This window comes from Pseudomonas sp. CCI3.1, from assembly GCF_034313985.1.
Classification (GTDB): domain Bacteria; phylum Pseudomonadota; class Gammaproteobacteria; order Pseudomonadales; family Pseudomonadaceae; genus Aquipseudomonas; species Aquipseudomonas psychrophila.
In genome coordinates, this window is sequence record NZ_JAVIWO010000001.1 from 5,166,945 (window position 1) to 5,184,164 (window position 17,220).

14 protein-coding genes and 3 pseudogenes are annotated in these 17,220 nt (G+C 53.5%); 13 read left to right on the forward strand and 4 right to left on the reverse strand.

Features of this window, described 5'->3' with window-relative positions:
- Positions 1–5 precede the first annotated feature (5 nt).
- The 11 genes and pseudogenes from RGV06_RS23850 to RGV06_RS23900 all read left to right on the forward strand — a co-directional run bounded on the left by RGV06_RS23850 (position 6) and on the right by RGV06_RS23900 (position 10,329).
- Entirely contained in the window at positions 6–3,677 is a 3,672-nt protein-coding gene (locus tag RGV06_RS23850; protein WP_322151601.1) for a phage tail protein, read from the forward strand.
- Position 3,678: 1 nt separating this feature from the next.
- A complete protein-coding gene (locus tag RGV06_RS23855) occupies positions 3,679–3,981 on the forward strand; it encodes a hypothetical protein (protein ID WP_322151602.1) in 303 nt (100 codons plus the stop codon).
- Entirely contained in the window at positions 3,981–4,835 is an 855-nt protein-coding gene (locus tag RGV06_RS23860; RefSeq protein WP_322151603.1) for a hypothetical protein, read from the forward strand. The genes RGV06_RS23855 and RGV06_RS23860 overlap by 1 nt, the downstream gene beginning before the upstream one ends.
- 8 nt (positions 4,836–4,843) lie before the next feature.
- The gene (locus RGV06_RS23865) at positions 4,844–5,485 is read left to right on the forward strand and encodes a hypothetical protein (protein WP_322151604.1); all 642 of its coding nucleotides are present in this window, start codon (positions 4,844–4,846) and stop codon (positions 5,483–5,485) included.
- Positions 5,485–5,817 carry a hypothetical protein gene (locus RGV06_RS23870; protein WP_322151605.1) on the forward strand — a complete coding sequence of 111 codons (333 nt, stop codon included), beginning with the start codon at positions 5,485–5,487 and terminating at the stop codon, positions 5,815–5,817. Before RGV06_RS23865 ends, RGV06_RS23870 begins: the two co-directional genes overlap by 1 nt.
- Positions 5,804–6,076 carry a hypothetical protein gene (locus tag RGV06_RS23875; protein WP_322151606.1) on the forward strand — a complete coding sequence of 91 codons (273 nt, stop codon included), beginning with the start codon at positions 5,804–5,806 and terminating at the stop codon, positions 6,074–6,076. The genes RGV06_RS23870 and RGV06_RS23875 overlap by 14 nt, the downstream gene beginning before the upstream one ends.
- A gap of 57 nt (positions 6,077–6,133) precedes the next feature.
- A complete protein-coding gene (locus RGV06_RS23880) occupies positions 6,134–6,667 on the forward strand; it encodes a glycoside hydrolase family 19 protein (protein ID WP_322151607.1) in 534 nt (177 codons plus the stop codon).
- The gene (locus tag RGV06_RS23885) at positions 6,664–7,191 is read left to right on the forward strand and encodes a lysis system i-spanin subunit Rz (protein WP_322151608.1); all 528 of its coding nucleotides are present in this window, start codon (positions 6,664–6,666) and stop codon (positions 7,189–7,191) included. The genes RGV06_RS23880 and RGV06_RS23885 overlap by 4 nt, the downstream gene beginning before the upstream one ends.
- A 40-nt stretch (positions 7,192–7,231) precedes the next feature.
- Positions 7,232–8,077, forward strand: a complete 846-nt coding sequence (locus tag RGV06_RS23890; protein ID WP_322151609.1) for a hypothetical protein — start codon at positions 7,232–7,234, stop codon at positions 8,075–8,077.
- A 106-nt stretch (positions 8,078–8,183) separates the two neighbouring features.
- Positions 8,184–8,420, forward strand: a pseudogene (locus RGV06_RS23895) (DUF4113 domain-containing protein); the annotation flags it as partial.
- A gap of 241 nt (positions 8,421–8,661) precedes the next feature.
- On the forward strand, positions 8,662–10,329 hold the full coding sequence (locus RGV06_RS23900; RefSeq protein WP_322151610.1) for an ATP-dependent nuclease: 1,668 nt from the start codon (positions 8,662–8,664) through the stop codon (positions 10,327–10,329).
- Positions 10,330–11,007: 678 nt separating this feature from the next.
- Here RGV06_RS23900 and RGV06_RS23905 read toward each other — a convergent pair.
- The gene (locus tag RGV06_RS23905) at positions 11,008–11,754 is read right to left on the reverse strand and encodes an outer membrane beta-barrel protein (RefSeq protein ID WP_019825426.1); all 747 of its coding nucleotides are present in this window, start codon (positions 11,752–11,754) and stop codon (positions 11,008–11,010) included.
- 375 nt (positions 11,755–12,129) lie between these two features.
- On the opposite strand from RGV06_RS23905, the pseudogene RGV06_RS23910 reads away from it, so the two are divergent.
- Positions 12,130–12,876: pseudogene (locus RGV06_RS23910) on the forward strand (ParA family protein); the annotation flags it as partial.
- 55 nt (positions 12,877–12,931) lie between these two features.
- A pseudogene (locus RGV06_RS23915) lies at positions 12,932–13,141 on the forward strand (GNAT family N-acetyltransferase); the annotation flags it as partial.
- A 25-nt stretch (positions 13,142–13,166) separates the two neighbouring features.
- Here the strand turns inward: RGV06_RS23915 and RGV06_RS23920 are convergent.
- Genes RGV06_RS23920 through tcuA form a run of 3 tightly spaced genes read right to left on the reverse strand, consistent with a single transcriptional unit; the run spans position 13,167 to position 17,114 of the window.
- Entirely contained in the window at positions 13,167–14,468 is a 1,302-nt protein-coding gene (locus RGV06_RS23920; RefSeq protein WP_037032257.1) for an MFS transporter, read from the reverse strand.
- 47 nt (positions 14,469–14,515) lie between these two features.
- Entirely contained in the window at positions 14,516–15,673 is a 1,158-nt protein-coding gene (gene tcuB / locus RGV06_RS23925) for a tricarballylate utilization 4Fe-4S protein TcuB (protein ID WP_019825419.1), read from the reverse strand.
- Positions 15,660–17,114, reverse strand: a complete 1,455-nt coding sequence (gene tcuA, locus RGV06_RS23930; protein WP_019825417.1) for an FAD-dependent tricarballylate dehydrogenase TcuA — start codon at positions 17,112–17,114, stop codon at positions 15,660–15,662. The genes tcuB and tcuA overlap by 14 nt, the downstream gene beginning before the upstream one ends.
- Positions 17,115–17,220: the final 106 nt, after the last annotated feature.

Genomic DNA, 17,220 nt, shown 5'->3' on the forward strand with positions numbered 1-17,220 from the left:
ATGACATGAGCAAAGTCTCAACGGCGCGCGTCGCAACACGCAAGCGCCGGCATCAGGCTGCCCGCGTTTCCGGTGCCAAAGGTGGCCAGAGCAAGCCACGACAGCCCTACAAGGCCCCCGACAGCGCGCTGTCGATCTCCCATGCCAACCTGCTGTACTTCCTCAGCGAAGGGCCAATCGTCGGCCCGGTCAATGGCCTGGAGTCGGTCAAGCTCGACGGCACGCCGATGCGTGGGCCGGACGGCGGTGAAAACTTCCCCGGTGCGAGTTGGGACTTTAGCCCGGGCACTGTCGATCAAGAGCACATCGCGGGCTTCCCGGCCATTGAAAACGAGATCACCCAGGGCTTCCCGGTTGAACTGCGCTCGGATGCACCCTGGACACGGGCCATTACCGATCCGCAGTTGTCGGCGGTACGCATCCGTCTGGCCTGGCCACAAATCTGGGAAGTAAAAACCAACGGCGACCAGGTGGGGTACAGGATTGATTACGTCATCGAGCTGTCAGTGGATGGCGGCAGTTTTCAGCCCTATCTCAATGCCACCCTCGCGGACAAAGGCACCACCGAGTACGAACGCAGCCACCGGGTAGACCTGCCCGAAGGTTTTACCTCGGCGCTGGTGCGTGTGCGCCGGTTGACGGCCAACCGCAACGATGTGAACTGGGCCGACACCATGCGCATCAAGGCGCTGACCGAGGTGATCGACGCCAAGCTGCGCTACCCAAATCTGGCACTGGGCGCGCTGCGCTTCGACGCCTCGCAGTTCCAGAACATCCCCAAATTCAGCCTGCGCGCTCGTGGGCGCATCATTCGGGTACCGAATAACTACGACCCCGAAACCCGCACCTACAACAGCAGCTGGGATGGCACCTTTAAACAGGCGTACACCAACAACCCGGCCTGGATTTGGTATGACCTGTTATTGCATCGACGTTATGGCCTGGGTCGTCGCATCTCCCCGGATATGGTCGACAAGTGGACCCTGTACGAGATTGGTCGCTATTGCGATGTCATGGTGAAGGATGGCCTGGGCGGGCTTGAGCCGCGCATGACCACCAACGTCTACATTCAGGATCAGGTTGAGGGCTACGCACTGCTGTCCGATCTGGCGAGCGTGTTTCGTGGCAGCAGCTGCTGGAATGGCTCGATGGTCACAATGGTGGCTGATATCCCGGGCAACGAAGACGGCTACGTGTTTACCCGCTCCAATATCATCGGCGAATTTGAGTATGGCGCCGTGGCCTGGCCAGACCGGCACACGCGGGTCAAAGTCAGCTACGACAACCCGGCCAACGACTTCAAAACCGAACCGGTACCGGTCACCAACGAAGAATTGATCGGCATCCTTGGCCACCGCCAAAAAGATATCTCGGCCTTTGGCTGCACCTCCCAGGGTCAGGCCATGCGCCACGGTGTGTGGCTGCTGAAAACCGAGCAATATGAGAGCTGGACGGTGGGTTTTACCACCGGCATGGAAGGGCGCAACGTCGAGCCCGGGCAAATCATCAGCATCGCTGACGAACTGTTTTCCGGGCGAGTCAGTGGCGGGCGAATTCGCGCAGCCACCAAACGGGTGATTACCCTCGACCTTGCCGTGCAGATCCAGCCTGAAGACCGCCTGATCCTCAACCTGCCCAGTGGCAAGACCGAGGGCCGGATCGTCAAATCAGTGGCCGGACATGAGGTTACGCTGCTGGCTGACTATTCAGAGCTGCCGCAGCCCCAAAGCAGCTGGTCGGTTGAAAGCGCCGACCTGGCCGTGATGCGTTTTCGGGTGCAAACCATCGAGCCCCAGGGCCTGCACCAGTTTGAAATAAAGGCTGTACAGCATGAGCCGGGCAAATACGACGCCATCGACAATGGCGCCCGTATCGATCCACAACCGATCAGCATCATCCCGCCTGGCGTAATGAGCCCCCCTGAAAACATCCAGATCGAAGCCCGCAGTAGCATTGCCCAAGGGCTTGCAGTCACCACCATGCGCATCAGCTGGGATGCATCGAAGGGAGCCGTTTCCTACAACGTCGAATGGCGCAAGGACAGCGGCAGCTGGATCAGATTGCCGTCAAACGGCACCCTGGGTTCCGAAGTCGAAGGTGTCTACAGCGGGCGCTACATTGCCCGTGTCAGCGCCGTAAACGCCTTGGGCGTGGCCTCGGTTTGGGGTAGCAGCATGGAAGTGCTACTGGCGGGCAAAGTGGGTTTGCCGCCGGCGGTGACTCACCTAACCACCCACAGCAAACTATTCGAAATCGGTCTTAAGTGGGGCTTTCCGCCGGGTGCAGGAGACACCCAGCGCACCGAAATATGGTACAGCCCATTTAACAGCCTGGAGAGCGCCACCAAGCTATCGGATCTGGCCTATCCGCAGAACGATCACCGCCTGCAAAGCTTGGCTGCGGGCGCGCAGTTCTTCTTCTGGGCGCGTCTGGTAGACCGCACCGGCAATATCGGGCCGTTCTTCCCTGAGATAAACGGAGTGATGGGACAGGCCAGTGCTGAGGCTGGGCCGGTGCTGGAGTTGATCGCAGGGAAGATTGGCGAAACCGAGCTGGGCAAGGAGCTGCTGGATCGAATCGAGCTGATTGATGGCGACGGCTCAGGCTCCGTGAATGACCGTCTCAATGAAGCCAAAAAGGAACTGGAAGGGCTGATCGGTGAAATCACCGAAGCGCTGGAGTACGACAACACCAAGGCCTATGCCTCGGGCGAAGTCGTGCGGCTGGGCAATCGGCTGTTTCAGGCGATCGCAGCCACCACCGGCCATCCACCACCTGACGCCACGTACTGGCTCGACATGGGCACTCTGGCCGAAACCACCAATGCCTTGGTGCTGCAGGTACAGAAGAACTCGGCAAGTATCATCGAACAGGACGGCAAGATCACAGCTCAAGGCAAGCAGATCAGCGCAATTGACGCCAAGGTCACTGACCCTGAAACAGGGTTAGAAGCCACGGCCAGCGGCTTGAGTTCACTTACCAGCACCGTAGAAACACTTGACGGCAAAGTCACGGCAACGGCTGAGAAAGTCGATGGTGTGTATGCGTTAATCGACTCCGGTTCTGCGGGCGACGAGAACGGCAGCGCAGGGGATGAGCGTGCATCGGCTGGCGCAGAGTCGTTGATGTCAGTGATTGCCGAGCGCGACTTTGCCCAGGCCGTGCGTACCGACCGGGTTCAGGCTGAGGTGGGGGAAACATCTGCCGCCGTTGAAGTCGTCAGCAAGGCCCAGGCTGAGTTCGAAGGCAAGGCCAGTGCCATGTGGTCGGTCAAGATGCTGGTCAATGCCAGCGGACAATTGGTCACGGCCGGTATCGGGCTGGGCATCGAAACCAACGCTGAAGGTGTTTTGCAGAGCCAGTTTCTGGTTAGTGCGGATCGCTTTGCGGTGGTGGGTGCGCTGGCGGGTGGGGAGGTTTTTACACCGTTCGTGGTTGAAAACGGGCAGGTGTTCATGGGCTCTGCGTTTATTCAGGACGGCACGATCACCAATGCCAAGGTCGGCGACCTCAGCTCAACAGGATGGGTGGCAGGTCTGACAGGCTGGCATTTGGGCAAGGATGGCACCTTTGAAAATAACGGCACAAGCAGCAGTGGTGGGCGAATGGTCCAAACCAGCACTTCAATTCGCATGTATCACCCCAATGGTGTGACTGCCATCGATCTGAGTCTATGATATGACAGGATTAACCATCAAAAATACGGATGGCCAAGTCATCCTTGATATGACCAGCAACATCAGCCAGAACTTAGGCAGCGTGATCACTAACGGGGTCAATGGCACCATTCAAATTCCGCATCCACCGGCAGGGAAAACAGCTTACTTCTCAGTGGCGCCACTTGTGGACATGAACAGGTCGAAAGGAAAGCGTCCTGGAGTAACGCTAAATGGCACGACTTTAAGCTGGCAATATTCCTATGCGGGAAACGGTTGGGGATTCTTTTCTGCCAATTGCGCAATTTATTATGGCTATTATTGATGGCTAATTTAATTGTGAGAAAAGAAGACGGAAGCCTGCTATTTGATACTGATAAAATCGCATACGGTTTGGTTAAAAGCGGATATCTATCCTATATAGAAAGCTGGAGCAGATATGTCTGTACTTCGAGCGCCTGCAAAAAAGATCCCAGCTGGGGTGGGAATTGGTCTGCCTCAGGCCCTGCTGATGCTATGTATGGGTTTACAGTTGTAGGCGCCAAATCGCCGATTGTGTTCATAACAGGTGGAGGGGCTTTGGCAGGCACAAAGGTAGTTGGCGACTCGATGACCTTCTACTATGGCGGTGCATCATTGGATAGTAAGTTTTATTGCTTTGATCTCATGCGCGATGGAGGCGCTGGTCCCGCGCTTAGAACTTATAAAGCTGATGGAACCCTTACGTTTAACTCCAGGCAGGCGCCATTGAATGTTATCGCGAATATATCTCCTCCGGGTAAAGGAGGAGGGGCTAACAGCAATATACCGGGATGGTCAGTTACTGCTTATGCAGGAGGGTACAATTCTGTACAAGGAAATATAATTAAAAGCTCAGTAACTATCCCTATTCCTGGAGAGGGCAAGGTTGCGGCTTTCCTTCCTTGGAGTCGGACGGTGACATGCGCGGCCCGCGTTATCGTAAATATGCCCTACCAATGTGCTTTGACCGAGGGCTGTGCGGGGTTAGTAGGGGGGATTAAGTTTGAATTCATAATCTCCGCTGAAACCACATGGGGTCAGTTACTCAATAGCTCAATACCTTCGGAAAGCCCTCTCTTTCGAGATATACCCGACATCAGGCCTTCGGCTCTCGTTATCCGAACAAGTGGCCTTCCTTTTCCATTCAGCATAGGTTGATATACATCATGGCCTGGCAAGAAATTATTTTGGGCACGCCCCCCTCTGGCTTCGGAGGTGATCCGCCGCGGGTTGCCAGCATGAAAATCAATGCGATGACAAAGGAGCTGTATGCGGAGGTCGAGAGCCTTGGTTCGGCCGACGACGTAGTACCCATTGAGAAAGGCGGTACAGGCGGTACTACGCAGGAACTGGCTCGCTCTGGACTGGGTTTAGGGTCAGCAGCTGTTGCGAATCTGGTGGGTACGATGGCTAGCGGTGCCATTATTGAAAAAGGCTCCAACGCTAATGGCAACTTTATAAAGTTCGCAGATGGGACGATGTTGACGTGGGGTGCGCAACTTAGAAACGTCACCACTTTAGCCGGACAGGCGGCAGCGTGGGATGATGGAAGTCAACAGCCAGCGCCGTTCTTGGGCGGGTCTGGTAATGTACAGACCACTGTTTCATTTGGTTTTTATGTAGGCATTAATGGTGCGGGAGGTCTGCTTTACTGTGCTATGCAGCATTACAACAATGGCGTGAACTGGTATCACTCGGGAGTGAATATGGGGGTTAGTCCATCTGCTTCACATCCGTCCTTTGTATACGGAAGTATTACATCCCTGTCTTATGTGGTTTCCTTTCAATCAATGGGAAGGTGGAAATAATGAAAATTACATTAAGTCCTCAGCGGAGAGATGATCTAGTCACTTATGAGAGGTCAAACGATTCATTGCTGGTGAATGGTGAACTCTTCGACTTTTCCCTAGTTAAGGAAGGTGATATCTTGCCAAGAAATGCCATTCAGTCAGAGTTTTTCGCCGGGGATGTAACTCGAGTGAGTGGCAAGCTTGAGTTGACTCTGATCCTGCCAAACCCTGCGAACTATAGCCCCCTGCAGGCTTTTCCCGCTCCCATCATTACCACCAAAAATGGTCTCGTTGAACTACCCAAACCTTTGGCTGACACAACCAAGGAGCCAGTAGATGAGCAATATTGACTGGTCAAAACTGCGCAAGGCCGCAGATATCAGAGCTGAGGCTGATGCTGCACGCTTGTCTCCTTTAATCGCGGCGGAAGTCCAGTGGGCAGAGCAGGAGCGCAAGTTCGCAGCTGAGCAACTTGAAGCTATTGAAGATGGCGAGGAGTGTGTGGGTACTGAACGCCAATGGCGTGATTATCGAACCCAGGTGCGAGCCTGGAAGCTGGACGCCGAAGGCTATCCCGATTCAAGCCTACGGCCAGAAAGGCCAAGCTGATCGGACCAGCTACACCTAACCCCGCCAGTGCGGGTATTTTTTCGCCCGGAGAAAGTCATGCCCATCACTGCGCAGCAATTGCTGCAGATCCTCCCGAACGCCGGCCCAGTTGTCGGCGTTTTTGTTCCTGTCTTAAACACTGCTATGAACCGGTACCAGATTGTTGGCACCAAGCGCATAGCCGCATTTATCGCTCAGATTGGCCATGAGTCCGGCCAGCTCAAATACCTCAAAGAAATCTGGGGCCCCACGGTCGCTCAAACCAAATACGAAGGCCGCAAAGACCTGGGTAACACCGAGGTCGGCGACGGCTTCAAGTACCGGGGGCGTGGACTGATCCAGATCACCGGCCGGGCTAACTACATGGCCTGCGGCGAAGGGCTGGGTATTGATCTGATCAAGCAACCCGAGCTGCTAGAGAAACCACAGCACGCCTGTATGTCGGCCGCATGGTTCTGGGCGACCAAAGGCATCAACACACTGGCCGACGAGGGCCAGTTCGACAAGATCACCCAGCGCATCAACGGTGGCCAGAATGGCGCGACCGATCGGCAGGCATTGTACGCCCGTGCGTTCAGGGTGTTGGCGTGAAGATCGATGCGGTGAAGTGGGGCGGGGCGCTGCTGATCATCTTGGCCCTGATGGCGGGCAGCGCATGGGCAGCATGGGAGTGGCAGGCCAACGCCTACGGCCAGCAACTGGCCGCCAAGGAAGCGGCACACCAAACCGAGCGCACCCATCTGGCCAATGCCAACTCAGCGCAAATTTTGGCAGAGCAGGGCAAGCGCCTCGCCCTGGAGCAATGGCTTGCAGCTAGTGATCAATCCCATTACCGAGCCCTTACTGATGAGAAAACGAAACAGGCACGACTGCGTGATCGCCTTGCTACTGCTGACCTGCGGCTGTCAGTCCAACTCGACGCCGCAACTGGTTGTGACGCAGTGCAATCCGCCACCCGCGCCGGCGGCGTGGTTTATGGAGCCCATAGAGCCCAACTTGACCCAGCGCATGCTCAACGAATTATCCGCATCACAGGCGACGGCGATAAAGGATTGATTGCTCTTGCAGCATGTCAAGCTTATGTGGAAAAAATTAGCGCTATTTTTTCATACTAAAGTTATCATGTTTGTAATAGATATCTAAAGAGCGCTTCTGATGAAGTTTTTTTTTGTTATGGGTGTGGTCTTAGGGGTAGTGCTGACAGTGCTTTTTACGTTGTTGCTGGTCTCCTACTTTCAAGTTGTTGGTGCAACAATAAGTCCTGATTTGCTGTTCCTTATGAAAGATGTTGGAGGGCCTATTTCCGCTGGTTTTGGGGGGGCAATTATTGGTGCTTGCTGCGCATACTTTTTGAATCAAAAGAATGAGCGTGATAAAAAAACTAAGGAGGACTTCTCTCTAGTGTATAAGTCCTCAATGCAATTGCATCATAAGCTTAATGAGTTGGGGTCTATAAAAAAGCATAATATAATTCCGTACTGTAGTGATTATAATTTTCTATCGGTGCAGCAAATCCCCGCAGAACCTCATAATCTTGAGAAATTGGATCCGGTGCTGATTGATGTTTTTGTTGCGGCAGGTGACGATGAGTCGTTGAACTCGGTTTTTATGGTGGACGGCCTCTATAGGGCATGTTTTGTTAACTTGGCTAATCGTAATGCTTTGGTCAGGGAAAGCTGGGATATAATTCAAGATAGCGTTAAGTATGCTGATAGAGGTCTCTCGCTACATGCGATCCGTGATTTAATCGGGGAAGCTCGAGTAATGGCTCTGCACGAGGTGACGCTGGCTACATTTGAAGTTTTGGATGAGACGATTTTAGAGCTCGTAGGGGCTATTAATAAAGTTTCAAAAGTACTCAAGAAGGAATCGTTAAATAGTGGTTATAAATTGTTAGATTTTAGTTTTGATCGTGGTGCGTTTGATTTTGAACCCATACCGACTTCTAAGTTTGATACTGAGGCTCTAATGGGGATTCTTAAAAGTGACAAGGATTCGTAAGGTAGTTATATTTTTGGCATTAATAGCGATGGCCCTTGATTATAAATGCTACCAACAGCCTTACTTACTGGAAACCATTAAAAATCTTCAGTCGACTGACAGCACTCTAAGGCTAGACCTTCGACAGCCTGGTGAGTTTTCGGATGATCTGTTTGTAGTAAATCAGCCGGCAGAGGCATCCCGGGTCATGGCTGTGTTGGATGAAATCAATGGCCGCTGGGGAAGGTGAACGCTGCGTGCAGCGAGTGTGCCGAGCAACCACGATTGGGGGATGAGACGAGAGATGATGAGTCAGAGTTATACGACAAAGATTCAGCAACTGTGGCAGGTATCATGCAGGTAAGATGGGGTTGGTGTTAAACCAGGCTGGCACTAGGGAGAAAGGAGTAGAGCTTTTAGGGGGAGCAACTACCGTCTGCAATCGGCTACAGTTAACTTTCGAAAACAAAAAAATCCCGATAAAGTAGTATGGTTGTTATGCACTTTAGTTGAAGTTATGGTTTTGGTGTTGCAGTTTTTATTGTTGATTATAAGCGCAGTATTTAATGTGCGTTAATGCTGGTGAGTCAGCGGAGTAATAGATTATGAAAAGACCTACAGCATCAATATCGCAAATTACATTTTCTGGTGGTGATGTCTATGAGTTAAAACCAAATGAAAAGATAATTTTAGTGGGCCCAAATAATAGCGGAAAATCTCACTCTCTAAGAGAGATTATATCTATTTGCGAAACGGGTAAGGACCAAAGAACGGTTGTGGTTGCTAGCTTGAAGATTTCGAAAGAAGGCGACGGGCAACAATTGAAAGACTTTCTCGATGCGGAGGCTGAATATAAGGACGGATATTATAGTTATAAGAGCTGGAGTCTCTATGATAGTCATGTGCAATACTGGGATGGTGAGTATCTTTTACATGCTATAAGACCTGGGTTTATTCAGAATATTGCAGCAAATGATCGATTAAATATTTGCGAACAACAGGCCAGTATTTCACCTGGAGAACAAAAAACTAAGCCTCAGCATATTCTTTACGATAGCGAAGGCCTTATGAGAAAAGTTAGCTTGATGTTTCGTCGCGCTTTTGGCAAGGATTTGATGTTTGACTTCAGAGGAGGAAGTCGTCTACCTATTCATGTTGGTGAGCTGCCTAAGTCGCATGAGGGGACTGATCGTGTGGGTGATGCTTATGTAAGTGCAGTTCGCGAAAACCCTCTTCTAGATAAGCAGGGTGACGGTATGAAAAGTTATGCTGGTATACTTTTCGAGGCAATTGTTGCAGATCTAGATATTACTCTAATTGATGAGCCAGAGGCTTTTTTACATCCGCCACAAATGCGTCGACTAGGAGAAACACTTTCTTCAGAGGTCAGAGGGCAGCTGATAGTTTCTACACATAGCAGCGACATTTTAAGGGGGTTCTTAGAAGGTACGCGCGGAGATGTCCGCATTCTTAGGATTCGCCGAGAAGGGGATAAAAATATGGTTTCCGAGGCATCCTCCGACGTAATCAAGGAGCTATGGGAAAAACCAGATCTACGCTACTCAAATGCACTGGAAGGAATGTTTCATGAACAAACTATAATTTGTGAAGATGATAGTGATTGCAGATTGATTAACTCAATTGCCGACCATTTGGAAAGCAAGTCCGGAGAGCAGTGGCAAGACACAGCTTATGTTCCAACTGGTGGAAAACACGGTATTCCAAGGGTTGCAGGCGTACTAAGAAAAATTGGCGTTCCTGTGAAGGCGGTTTTTGATATTGACTTCCTTTCTGAGCGTTCACTAGTTAAATCCACTGTCGAAGCCTTCGGTGGAAACTGGACCGAAATTGAGCCAGTTTGGGGGCGCTTAGACTCCGCCGTCAGATCCGGAAACAAGCCAAAGACTGCAAGTCAAATTAAGGTGGATATAATTGGGCTGCTAAATCAGTCAGGTGAAGAAGATCTTCCGAAGGGAGATATTATAGAAGCCATGAAACAAGGGAAGTCGTGGAATGATGTAAAAAAATATGGTACCCGCGGAATACCGAATGGAAATGCTCAAGCTGACTTTAAATTGCTTAGAGATAAACTAGAATGTATAGGGGTTTATTTGGTTCCAGCTGGAGAGATTGAAAATTTTTGTCCTGAGATAGGTTCGCACGGACCGAAATTTGTTACAAAATTACTTTCAAGTATTCCGCTAAATGATGACCGTCTGAGTGATCTTCGTAGATTTGTTGAAAGAGTACATAAAGGTCCACACAGCAAATAAAGTGCAAGTGTTGTTTTACGGTCAGGGAAAGCTGCAGGACGCGTAGTTTTTGGGTCCATAACCCAAGACTGAACATAGATAGAATGCAGGCAGTAGACTGTTGTAAAGCGCCTATTAATGGAACGCGAAGCACAGGCTACAGACCATGGTTTTAAAAGACTTCCTGCTCGGATTGCAAATCCGCCTCTGGCCGTCAGCTGTAATACCTCAGAGTTTAGCCTGACTACTGTATGAATATACAACGCTAAGTTATTGATTTATATAGGTTGATTCAGCGATTCCACACTATGGATTAATCCAGAAAAACCTATACAAATCATACGCTTAGCGCCTACATCTGGTCACCTTGACATGGTGGGGGTCGTTGGTTCGAGTCCAATCGCGCCTACCAAACAAAATCCGCTCTGCTGGGCGGTCTAGAAGGGCTCACCGAAAGGTGGGCCCTTTTTTGTTGTCTGCGATTTGCAAAACGACTTCTCGTAGTGCCAAGGGAGCATAAGCCACCACCTGTTCCGGCGGCGTGGCTCATGGCCTCACTAGAACTCGGTTGGCTCTGCGCATGCTCAAAGAATTATCGGCTACGGCGACCAGGGACTGATCGCGCTTTTGACCTGTCAGGCCTGTGCCAAAGTGCGAGGGCGGGTGCAGGCCCCGATGATACGAGGCCTGCTATAAAAATCAGAACGCCAGACCGACCTTCACGCCGAACTCGTCACGCTTGAGTTTGGTGTTGTCGGCCACCGGCGAATCTTCGTCGATCTTGTACTCGGTACGGGTGTAGTACACGCCCGCGTTGATCGGCATGTCACCGTTCTGGTTCATCAGTAGCGAAACTTCCGCGTACGGGTTGGTACGGTCTTTCATGTCGACGCTGTCGCTGCCGAAGTCGTCGACCTTAATGCGTGCGCGCCCCCCCATGGAGTGACGGGCACCCACTTCAACTCGCAGGGTGGAGGTGTCGAACTGGTGGTTGTAACCCAGTGCTGCCTTGGCAAACGGCGATTTGAGGGTCAGCTTGGTGTCCAGATCGTTGATCTCAGGCTCGAAACGGGTCCAGCTGTAGCCGCCACCCACGATCACGTCAACGAAGTTGCGCGCATCCAGCGCGGCACGCCAGCCCAGGTCCAGGTCGGCTTGGGCTTCCTTGAGCTTGTTGTCATTCTTTTTGCTGTATTTGGCTTCACCACCGATCTGGTAGATGAAACCAGATTCGGCGGTCATTTTGTTGCCAAAGTTAGCGAACACACCGCCTTGGCCCAAATGCTCCTTGTCGGACTCGCGACCGCCTTCAAACTTGAAGTCGCTGTAGGAGCCCAGCAGGCCGATAGTGAAGAGGGGGTCGGTGCTTGGGGCGGCCATCACTGCCATTGGTGCGCTGAACAGCGCGAGGGCACAGGTGTGACGCAGCAGTTTTGCAGTAAGCATTCGCGAATGTCTCCATGACGTAGATAAAAATATCGAACGGCGCTTTGATGTAACCCGTCCAAAAAAAGTTCCAAAAAATATCGGTAAAACCCGTCAATCCAGATCTGGGTTTTGCGTTGAGTTCAAGCGCTAAGGTGCTGAGCGCGCACCCGGCGATTGATCCAGGAAAGCTTGGCGCGTACGCGCTGACTCACCCGCCTTGCTGCCATGAACCCGCCGATTGTTCAATCATGCCATGCTCTGGCCTGAGGCTTTCCATTGAACCGGCAATGGAAACTGGCCTGTCTTAAACTTGAAACATTTTGTCGCGTAGAAACATTACTGAAATATTTCATTCTTATTATCAGGGGAGGTTTTTCTCAGGGTATCTGTCTTATGCGCCGCGCTGTATTCAATCTGAAAGGGGGCGTTGGCAAATCCAGCATTGCCTGCAATCTGGCAGCTGTCAGTGCTGCTGAAGGCTATCGCACGCTCCTCGTGGATCTCGATCATCAGGCTAATGCCACCCACTATCTGACGGGGCTCTCAGGTGATGATATCCCTATGGGGATTGCCGATTTTTTCAAGCAAACCCTCTCCAGTGGCCCCGCCAGCAAAAAGAATCGAGTCGCAATCACTGAAACGCACTATGACAACCTGCACTTGGTCACGGCTAATGGTGAGCTTGCTGAGCTCCAGTCAAAGCTCGAGTCGAAATTCAAGGTCAATAAACTGCGCCGCTTGTTGGTCGAGCTTTCGCAGGATTACGAGCGTATTTATATCGATACGCCGCCCACGCTTAATTTCTACTCATACAGTGCGCTGATCGCCGCCGACCGTGTGTTGATTCCCTTCGATTGCGACAAATTTTCCCGTCAGGCGCTTTACAGCGTCATCGCGCAAGTGGCCGAATTGAAGGCTGACCATAATGAATCGTTGGTCGTCGAGGGCGTGGTGGTCAACCAGTTTGTAGGGCGCGCCAGTTTGCACCGCAGGCTTATCGACGAATTGATAGCGGAGGGTATGCCTGTATTGCCCAACTATTTGAGCAGCACAATCAAAATGCGTGAGTCCCATGAGGCGTCTGTGCCCATGATTCACTTGGCGCCACGGCATAAGCTTTCATTGGAATATGTAAGCCTTTTTCAGCGTTGGAGCAGGCGAGTTAATCGCAAGGGCAAGGTAGATACTGCCCAGGATGAGTGCGGCGCTGGAGCAGGCCAGAGGTGAATCAGTGACCGTCCATGCATCGCTGTCTTCGATAACCGCCTATGAAAGCTACGGATTCACACTTGCAGGGGGCGTGGGGGCGCTCGCAGGGTTGGTCTATCAGCCGATGGAGAAGCGGCTGCCCGAAACGAAACGTGCTAACCGACCCAATGTCACTCAGACCCAGCTCCCGCTGTGAATGAGTGACACGCATCGAGCCGGTGCTAAACGACGCTGACCGCTAACGATCTTTGCCGACGATAAAGAATCGTTGTCGCTGTAAATCCGCACACTGCCGCGAACATCAACCAGTACGCAGGCGAAGCTTTATCCCCGGTGGCCTGAACAAGCAGGGTCGAGATTGCCGGAGTGAAACCGCCAAACACCGCAGTCGCCAGGCTGAAGGCCAGGGAGAACCCGACTACACGTACGTTTTGTGGCATCACTTCGGTCAGTGCCGCGACCATGGCGCCGTTGTAAATACCGAAGAAGAATGAGAAGTACAGCAGAACAGCAAGCAGTCGTTCGAAGCTGGCGGCTTGCGCCAGCCAGTGCATGGCGGGGTAGGCGGTGAAGATGCACAGCAAGGAAATCGCCAGCAACAGAGGCCGACGCCCGATACGGTCAGAGAGTGCGCCGCCCACAGGCAGCCAGAAAAAGTTGCTGATGCCCACCAGCAGAGTCACCACCAGGCTGTCAGTGGTGCTCAGGTTCAGTACGGTTCTGCCAAACGTTGGGGTGTAAACCGTGATCAGGTAGAACGTGGTTGTGGTCATGGACGCCAGCAAGCCGCCTGCCAGAACGGTACGCCAGTTGTCACGCATCGAGCGAAAAACCTCGCGGGTTGTTGGCCGATGGTGGCGTGCCGTGAAGGCTTCGGTTTCTTCCAGGGAGCGGCGAATAATGAAAATGAACGGGATGATCACGCAGCCAATAAAGAACGGAATGCGCCAGCCCCAATCGGCGATTTCAGCGGCCTGCAAGGTGGCGTTGATCGTGTAGCCCAATGCAGCTGCGACGACGATTGCAACTTGCTGACTGGCGGATTGCCAACTGGTGTAAAAACCGGTGCGCCCCGGTGTAGCTATTTCCGCGAGATACACAGAAACACCACCCATTTCCGCGCCGGCGGAGAAGCCCTGTAGCAGCCTGCCCAACAACACCAGAATCGGAGCCGCTATGCCGATACTGGCATAGCCCGGTACCAGGGCGATTAATACAGTACCGGCCGCCATGATCGACAGCGTCACGATGAGACCTTTGCGACGGCCCACCTTGTCGATGTAAGACCCCAACACAATCGCACCCAGCGGACGCATCAGGAAGCCTGAGCCGAACACAGCGAAGGTCATCATGAGCGAGGCAAATTCGCTGGTAGCAGGAAAGAACGTCCGGGAGATGTAGGTCGCATAAAACCCGAACAAGAAGAAGTCGAACTGTTCAAGAAAGTTGCCGCTGGTGACCCGCAAGATGGCGCCCAGTTTTGACCCCTTGGCGCGGGTTGTTGTCGTTGTAGTTTTCATCATGGCTACCGTTGTGCTCACTATTGTTATTGGAATGAGTGACCTGACCGTCAGTCGCTGCCGGCGTTAATCGGATTGGGTTGACGCTTTTCGATGGCGTGTTTGAGCAGCGCTGCGCTGCGGAAGATTCCATGGGCAAACTTGCTGTAGGGCATGGTCAGGAAAAACGCCATGACCAGCCCGAGATGGATAGCCAGCATCAAGCCCAATGCGCTGGTTTCGCGAAACGCCAGGAGCGCCAGGCCGCTTGCGCTCACCAGAAACAGCAGGGCGATGAAGCCCAGGTCCATGGGTTTTTGTTTCTCGTCACCGTGGGCAGGGTTGCGGCGCAGGTTCAGCCAAAGGAGACCTGCGGGACCGATCAGCAGGCCAATGCCACCGACAATGCCCAGCATCACGGGCAGGCTAAACACCGGGTAAGGCGCCGACCACTTCAGCAGATAGTGATACAACGTGGCGACACCGGTTGCTGCGAAGCACAGCATGAAGCCGTAGAAGGTGAGGTGGTGAAACCGGCGGCGCCATAAGGTAAATGTATCGTCGGCGTTGTTGCAGCCCTGACCATGACCGCCGTCCAGGTATTTGAGTTGAGCAACGTTGGCCGTCGCCTCCAGCGCCGCTGAGGTTTTTAACGGCAGGGAGGCTGCAGGCGGTGAGATGTTGTGCCAGAAGCGCCGTACTCCCAGGGTCAGCGCAAGTACCGCAAAACCGAACACTGCGCCAAACATTAGCGCCAGGGTGTTGTGCGGGAAAATCCCGTAGAAGTTGCCTCCAGGGATCGCGGTGAACAGGTTGCCCATGATCATCAGTGTCAGGCATAAAAACAGTGCCAGGCCCGCTCCGGATGCCAGCGCCAGTGTCAACCCGTTGCGCTGATACAACTTGCCCATCGCCCGTGGCCACGCGTATTCGGCGTAGGTATCAAGCCGCACTTTGGCCATGGCTTTCGGGACATTGACCTCGAACTCATGGGGGGCGGCGTATTGGCAGGCGTGCAGGCATGCGCCGCAGTTGTGGCACAGGTTTGCCAGGTAATGAATATCCGCCTGAGTGAACTCCAGGCGCCGTGTCATTGCCGGAAAAACCGCGCAGAAGCCTTCGCAGTAACGGCAGGCATTGCAGATGGTCATCTGCCGCTGGACTTCACTTTCGTCAAGGTTCAGGACCGGGATCAGCTCGCCCGACGCGTTGGGATCAAACAGTTGCATGTCGAGACTCCGTGTTCGCAGATGAAGCGCCAAAGCCCACCGAGGCCGCCGCTTGCACACCGGCAATACGGCCGAACGCAGTGCCGATGGCCATGCCTATGCCGGCGGTGTATCCCTTGCCCAGAACATTTCCGGCCATCATTTCTCCGGCTACGAACAGGTTGGGGCTCGCCTTGCCGTTGAAATGCACGGCGGCGGTGTGGTCGGTTGCAAGGCCCAGGTAGGTGAACGTGACACCCGGTTTCAGCGGGTAGGCATAGAAAGGTGGTTTGACCAGCGGCCTTGCCCAATGGGTCTTGGCAGGTGTCAGCCCTTGGGTGTGACAGTCGTCCAGCGCGGTGTGGTCGAACGTGCCGACGCAACAGGCGTTGTTGTAGTCCTCGACGGTCTTGACGAATTGCTCTTGAGGCAGGTTCAGTTGGCGGGCCAGGTCCTGCAGAGTATTGGCTGTGGTTCCGGGGAATACGGGCGGCATGAAGCGGCCGATGGCTTGTTGATCGATGATCGAGTAAGCCTGCTGGCCTGGTTGTCTGGCGACCAGGCGCCCCCAGATCGCATAGCGCTTAGGCCAGAAATCCTCGCCCTCGTCATAAAAGCGTTCGCCATCACGATTGACTACCACCCCAAGCGAAACGCAGTCGATACGTGTGCAGATGCCGCCGTCGTACAGGGGCGCGCGGGCATCAATTGCTACCATGTGGGCCTGGGTCGGATCGCCGATCACATCAGCGCCCAGATCAAGCATGCGCCGGAGCACAACGCCGGTATTGAATCGGGTTCCACGGATCAGGAAGTTATCGGACGGCCACTCACCGCGTTCGTTCTGGCCCCACGCTTCGCGGAGCCACTCACGGTTGGACTCGAAACCACCGCTGGCCAACACGCAGGCCCGGGCTTCAATGCGTTCAGCCGCCATAGGCTGGCCATCAACCAGGTGCTCGCCAATGTGGGCTGCGACGAACTTGTCGTCGTCCAGCTCAATGTCGGTCACTTGAGCGTTGTAGCGGATTTTTACACCCAGGCGTTCGGCACTGCGGTAGTACGCATTGATCAATGCTTTGCCGCCACCCATGAAAAAAGCATTGGTACGCGCCACATGCAGTGCGCCAGACAATGGGGGCTGAAAATGCACGCCGTGAGCGCGCATCCAGTCGCGACAGGTGGACGATGCGCGGATAGCGATGCGCGCGAGTTTCTCATCCGTAATACCGCCGGTGACTTTCAAAAGATCTTGCCAGTACTCTTCTTCCGGGTAGGCATCGATCAGCACGTCCTGCGGCTCATCGTGCATGCAGCGCAAGTTGCGGGTGTGTTGTGAGTTACCCCCGCGCCAGATTTTCGCAGAGGCTTCCAACAGCATCACGCTGGCGCCAGCTTCTCGCGCCATTAGAGCGGCGCACAAGGCTGCGTTGCCACCCCCCACGATTAAAACATCGATCATTATCGCTCCTCGATTTGCAAGGAGGCGGGAACGAAGTGCTCCTTGCGAGTTGAGGGCACGATAGAGGCGGGGGGGGAGGGCCGAAAGGCTGCTTTTGACGCGGGGT

Coding starts and splice junctions, on each gene's coding strand:
- RGV06_RS23905 (WP_019825426.1), bottom strand. CDS start 11,754: ATGCTTACTGCAAAACTGCTGCGTCACACCTGTGCCCTCGCGCTGTTC.
- RGV06_RS23870 (WP_322151605.1), top strand. CDS start 5,485: ATGAAAATTACATTAAGTCCTCAGCGGAGAGATGATCTAGTCACTTAT.
- RGV06_RS23880 (WP_322151607.1), top strand. CDS start 6,134: ATGCCCATCACTGCGCAGCAATTGCTGCAGATCCTCCCGAACGCCGGC.
- RGV06_RS23875 (WP_322151606.1), top strand. CDS start 5,804: ATGAGCAATATTGACTGGTCAAAACTGCGCAAGGCCGCAGATATCAGA.
- RGV06_RS23890 (WP_322151609.1), top strand. CDS start 7,232: ATGAAGTTTTTTTTTGTTATGGGTGTGGTCTTAGGGGTAGTGCTGACA.
- RGV06_RS23900 (WP_322151610.1), top strand. CDS start 8,662: ATGAAAAGACCTACAGCATCAATATCGCAAATTACATTTTCTGGTGGT.
- RGV06_RS23860 (WP_322151603.1), top strand. CDS start 3,981: ATGGCTAATTTAATTGTGAGAAAAGAAGACGGAAGCCTGCTATTTGAT.
- RGV06_RS23920 (WP_037032257.1), bottom strand. CDS start 14,468: ATGATGAAAACTACAACGACAACAACCCGCGCCAAGGGGTCAAAACTG.
- tcuB (WP_019825419.1), bottom strand. CDS start 15,673: ATGCAACTGTTTGATCCCAACGCGTCGGGCGAGCTGATCCCGGTCCTG.
- tcuA (WP_019825417.1), bottom strand. CDS start 17,114: ATGATCGATGTTTTAATCGTGGGGGGTGGCAACGCAGCCTTGTGCGCC.
- RGV06_RS23865 (WP_322151604.1), top strand. CDS start 4,844: ATGGCCTGGCAAGAAATTATTTTGGGCACGCCCCCCTCTGGCTTCGGA.
- RGV06_RS23850 (WP_322151601.1), top strand. CDS start 6: ATGAGCAAAGTCTCAACGGCGCGCGTCGCAACACGCAAGCGCCGGCAT.
- RGV06_RS23855 (WP_322151602.1), top strand. CDS start 3,679: ATGACAGGATTAACCATCAAAAATACGGATGGCCAAGTCATCCTTGAT.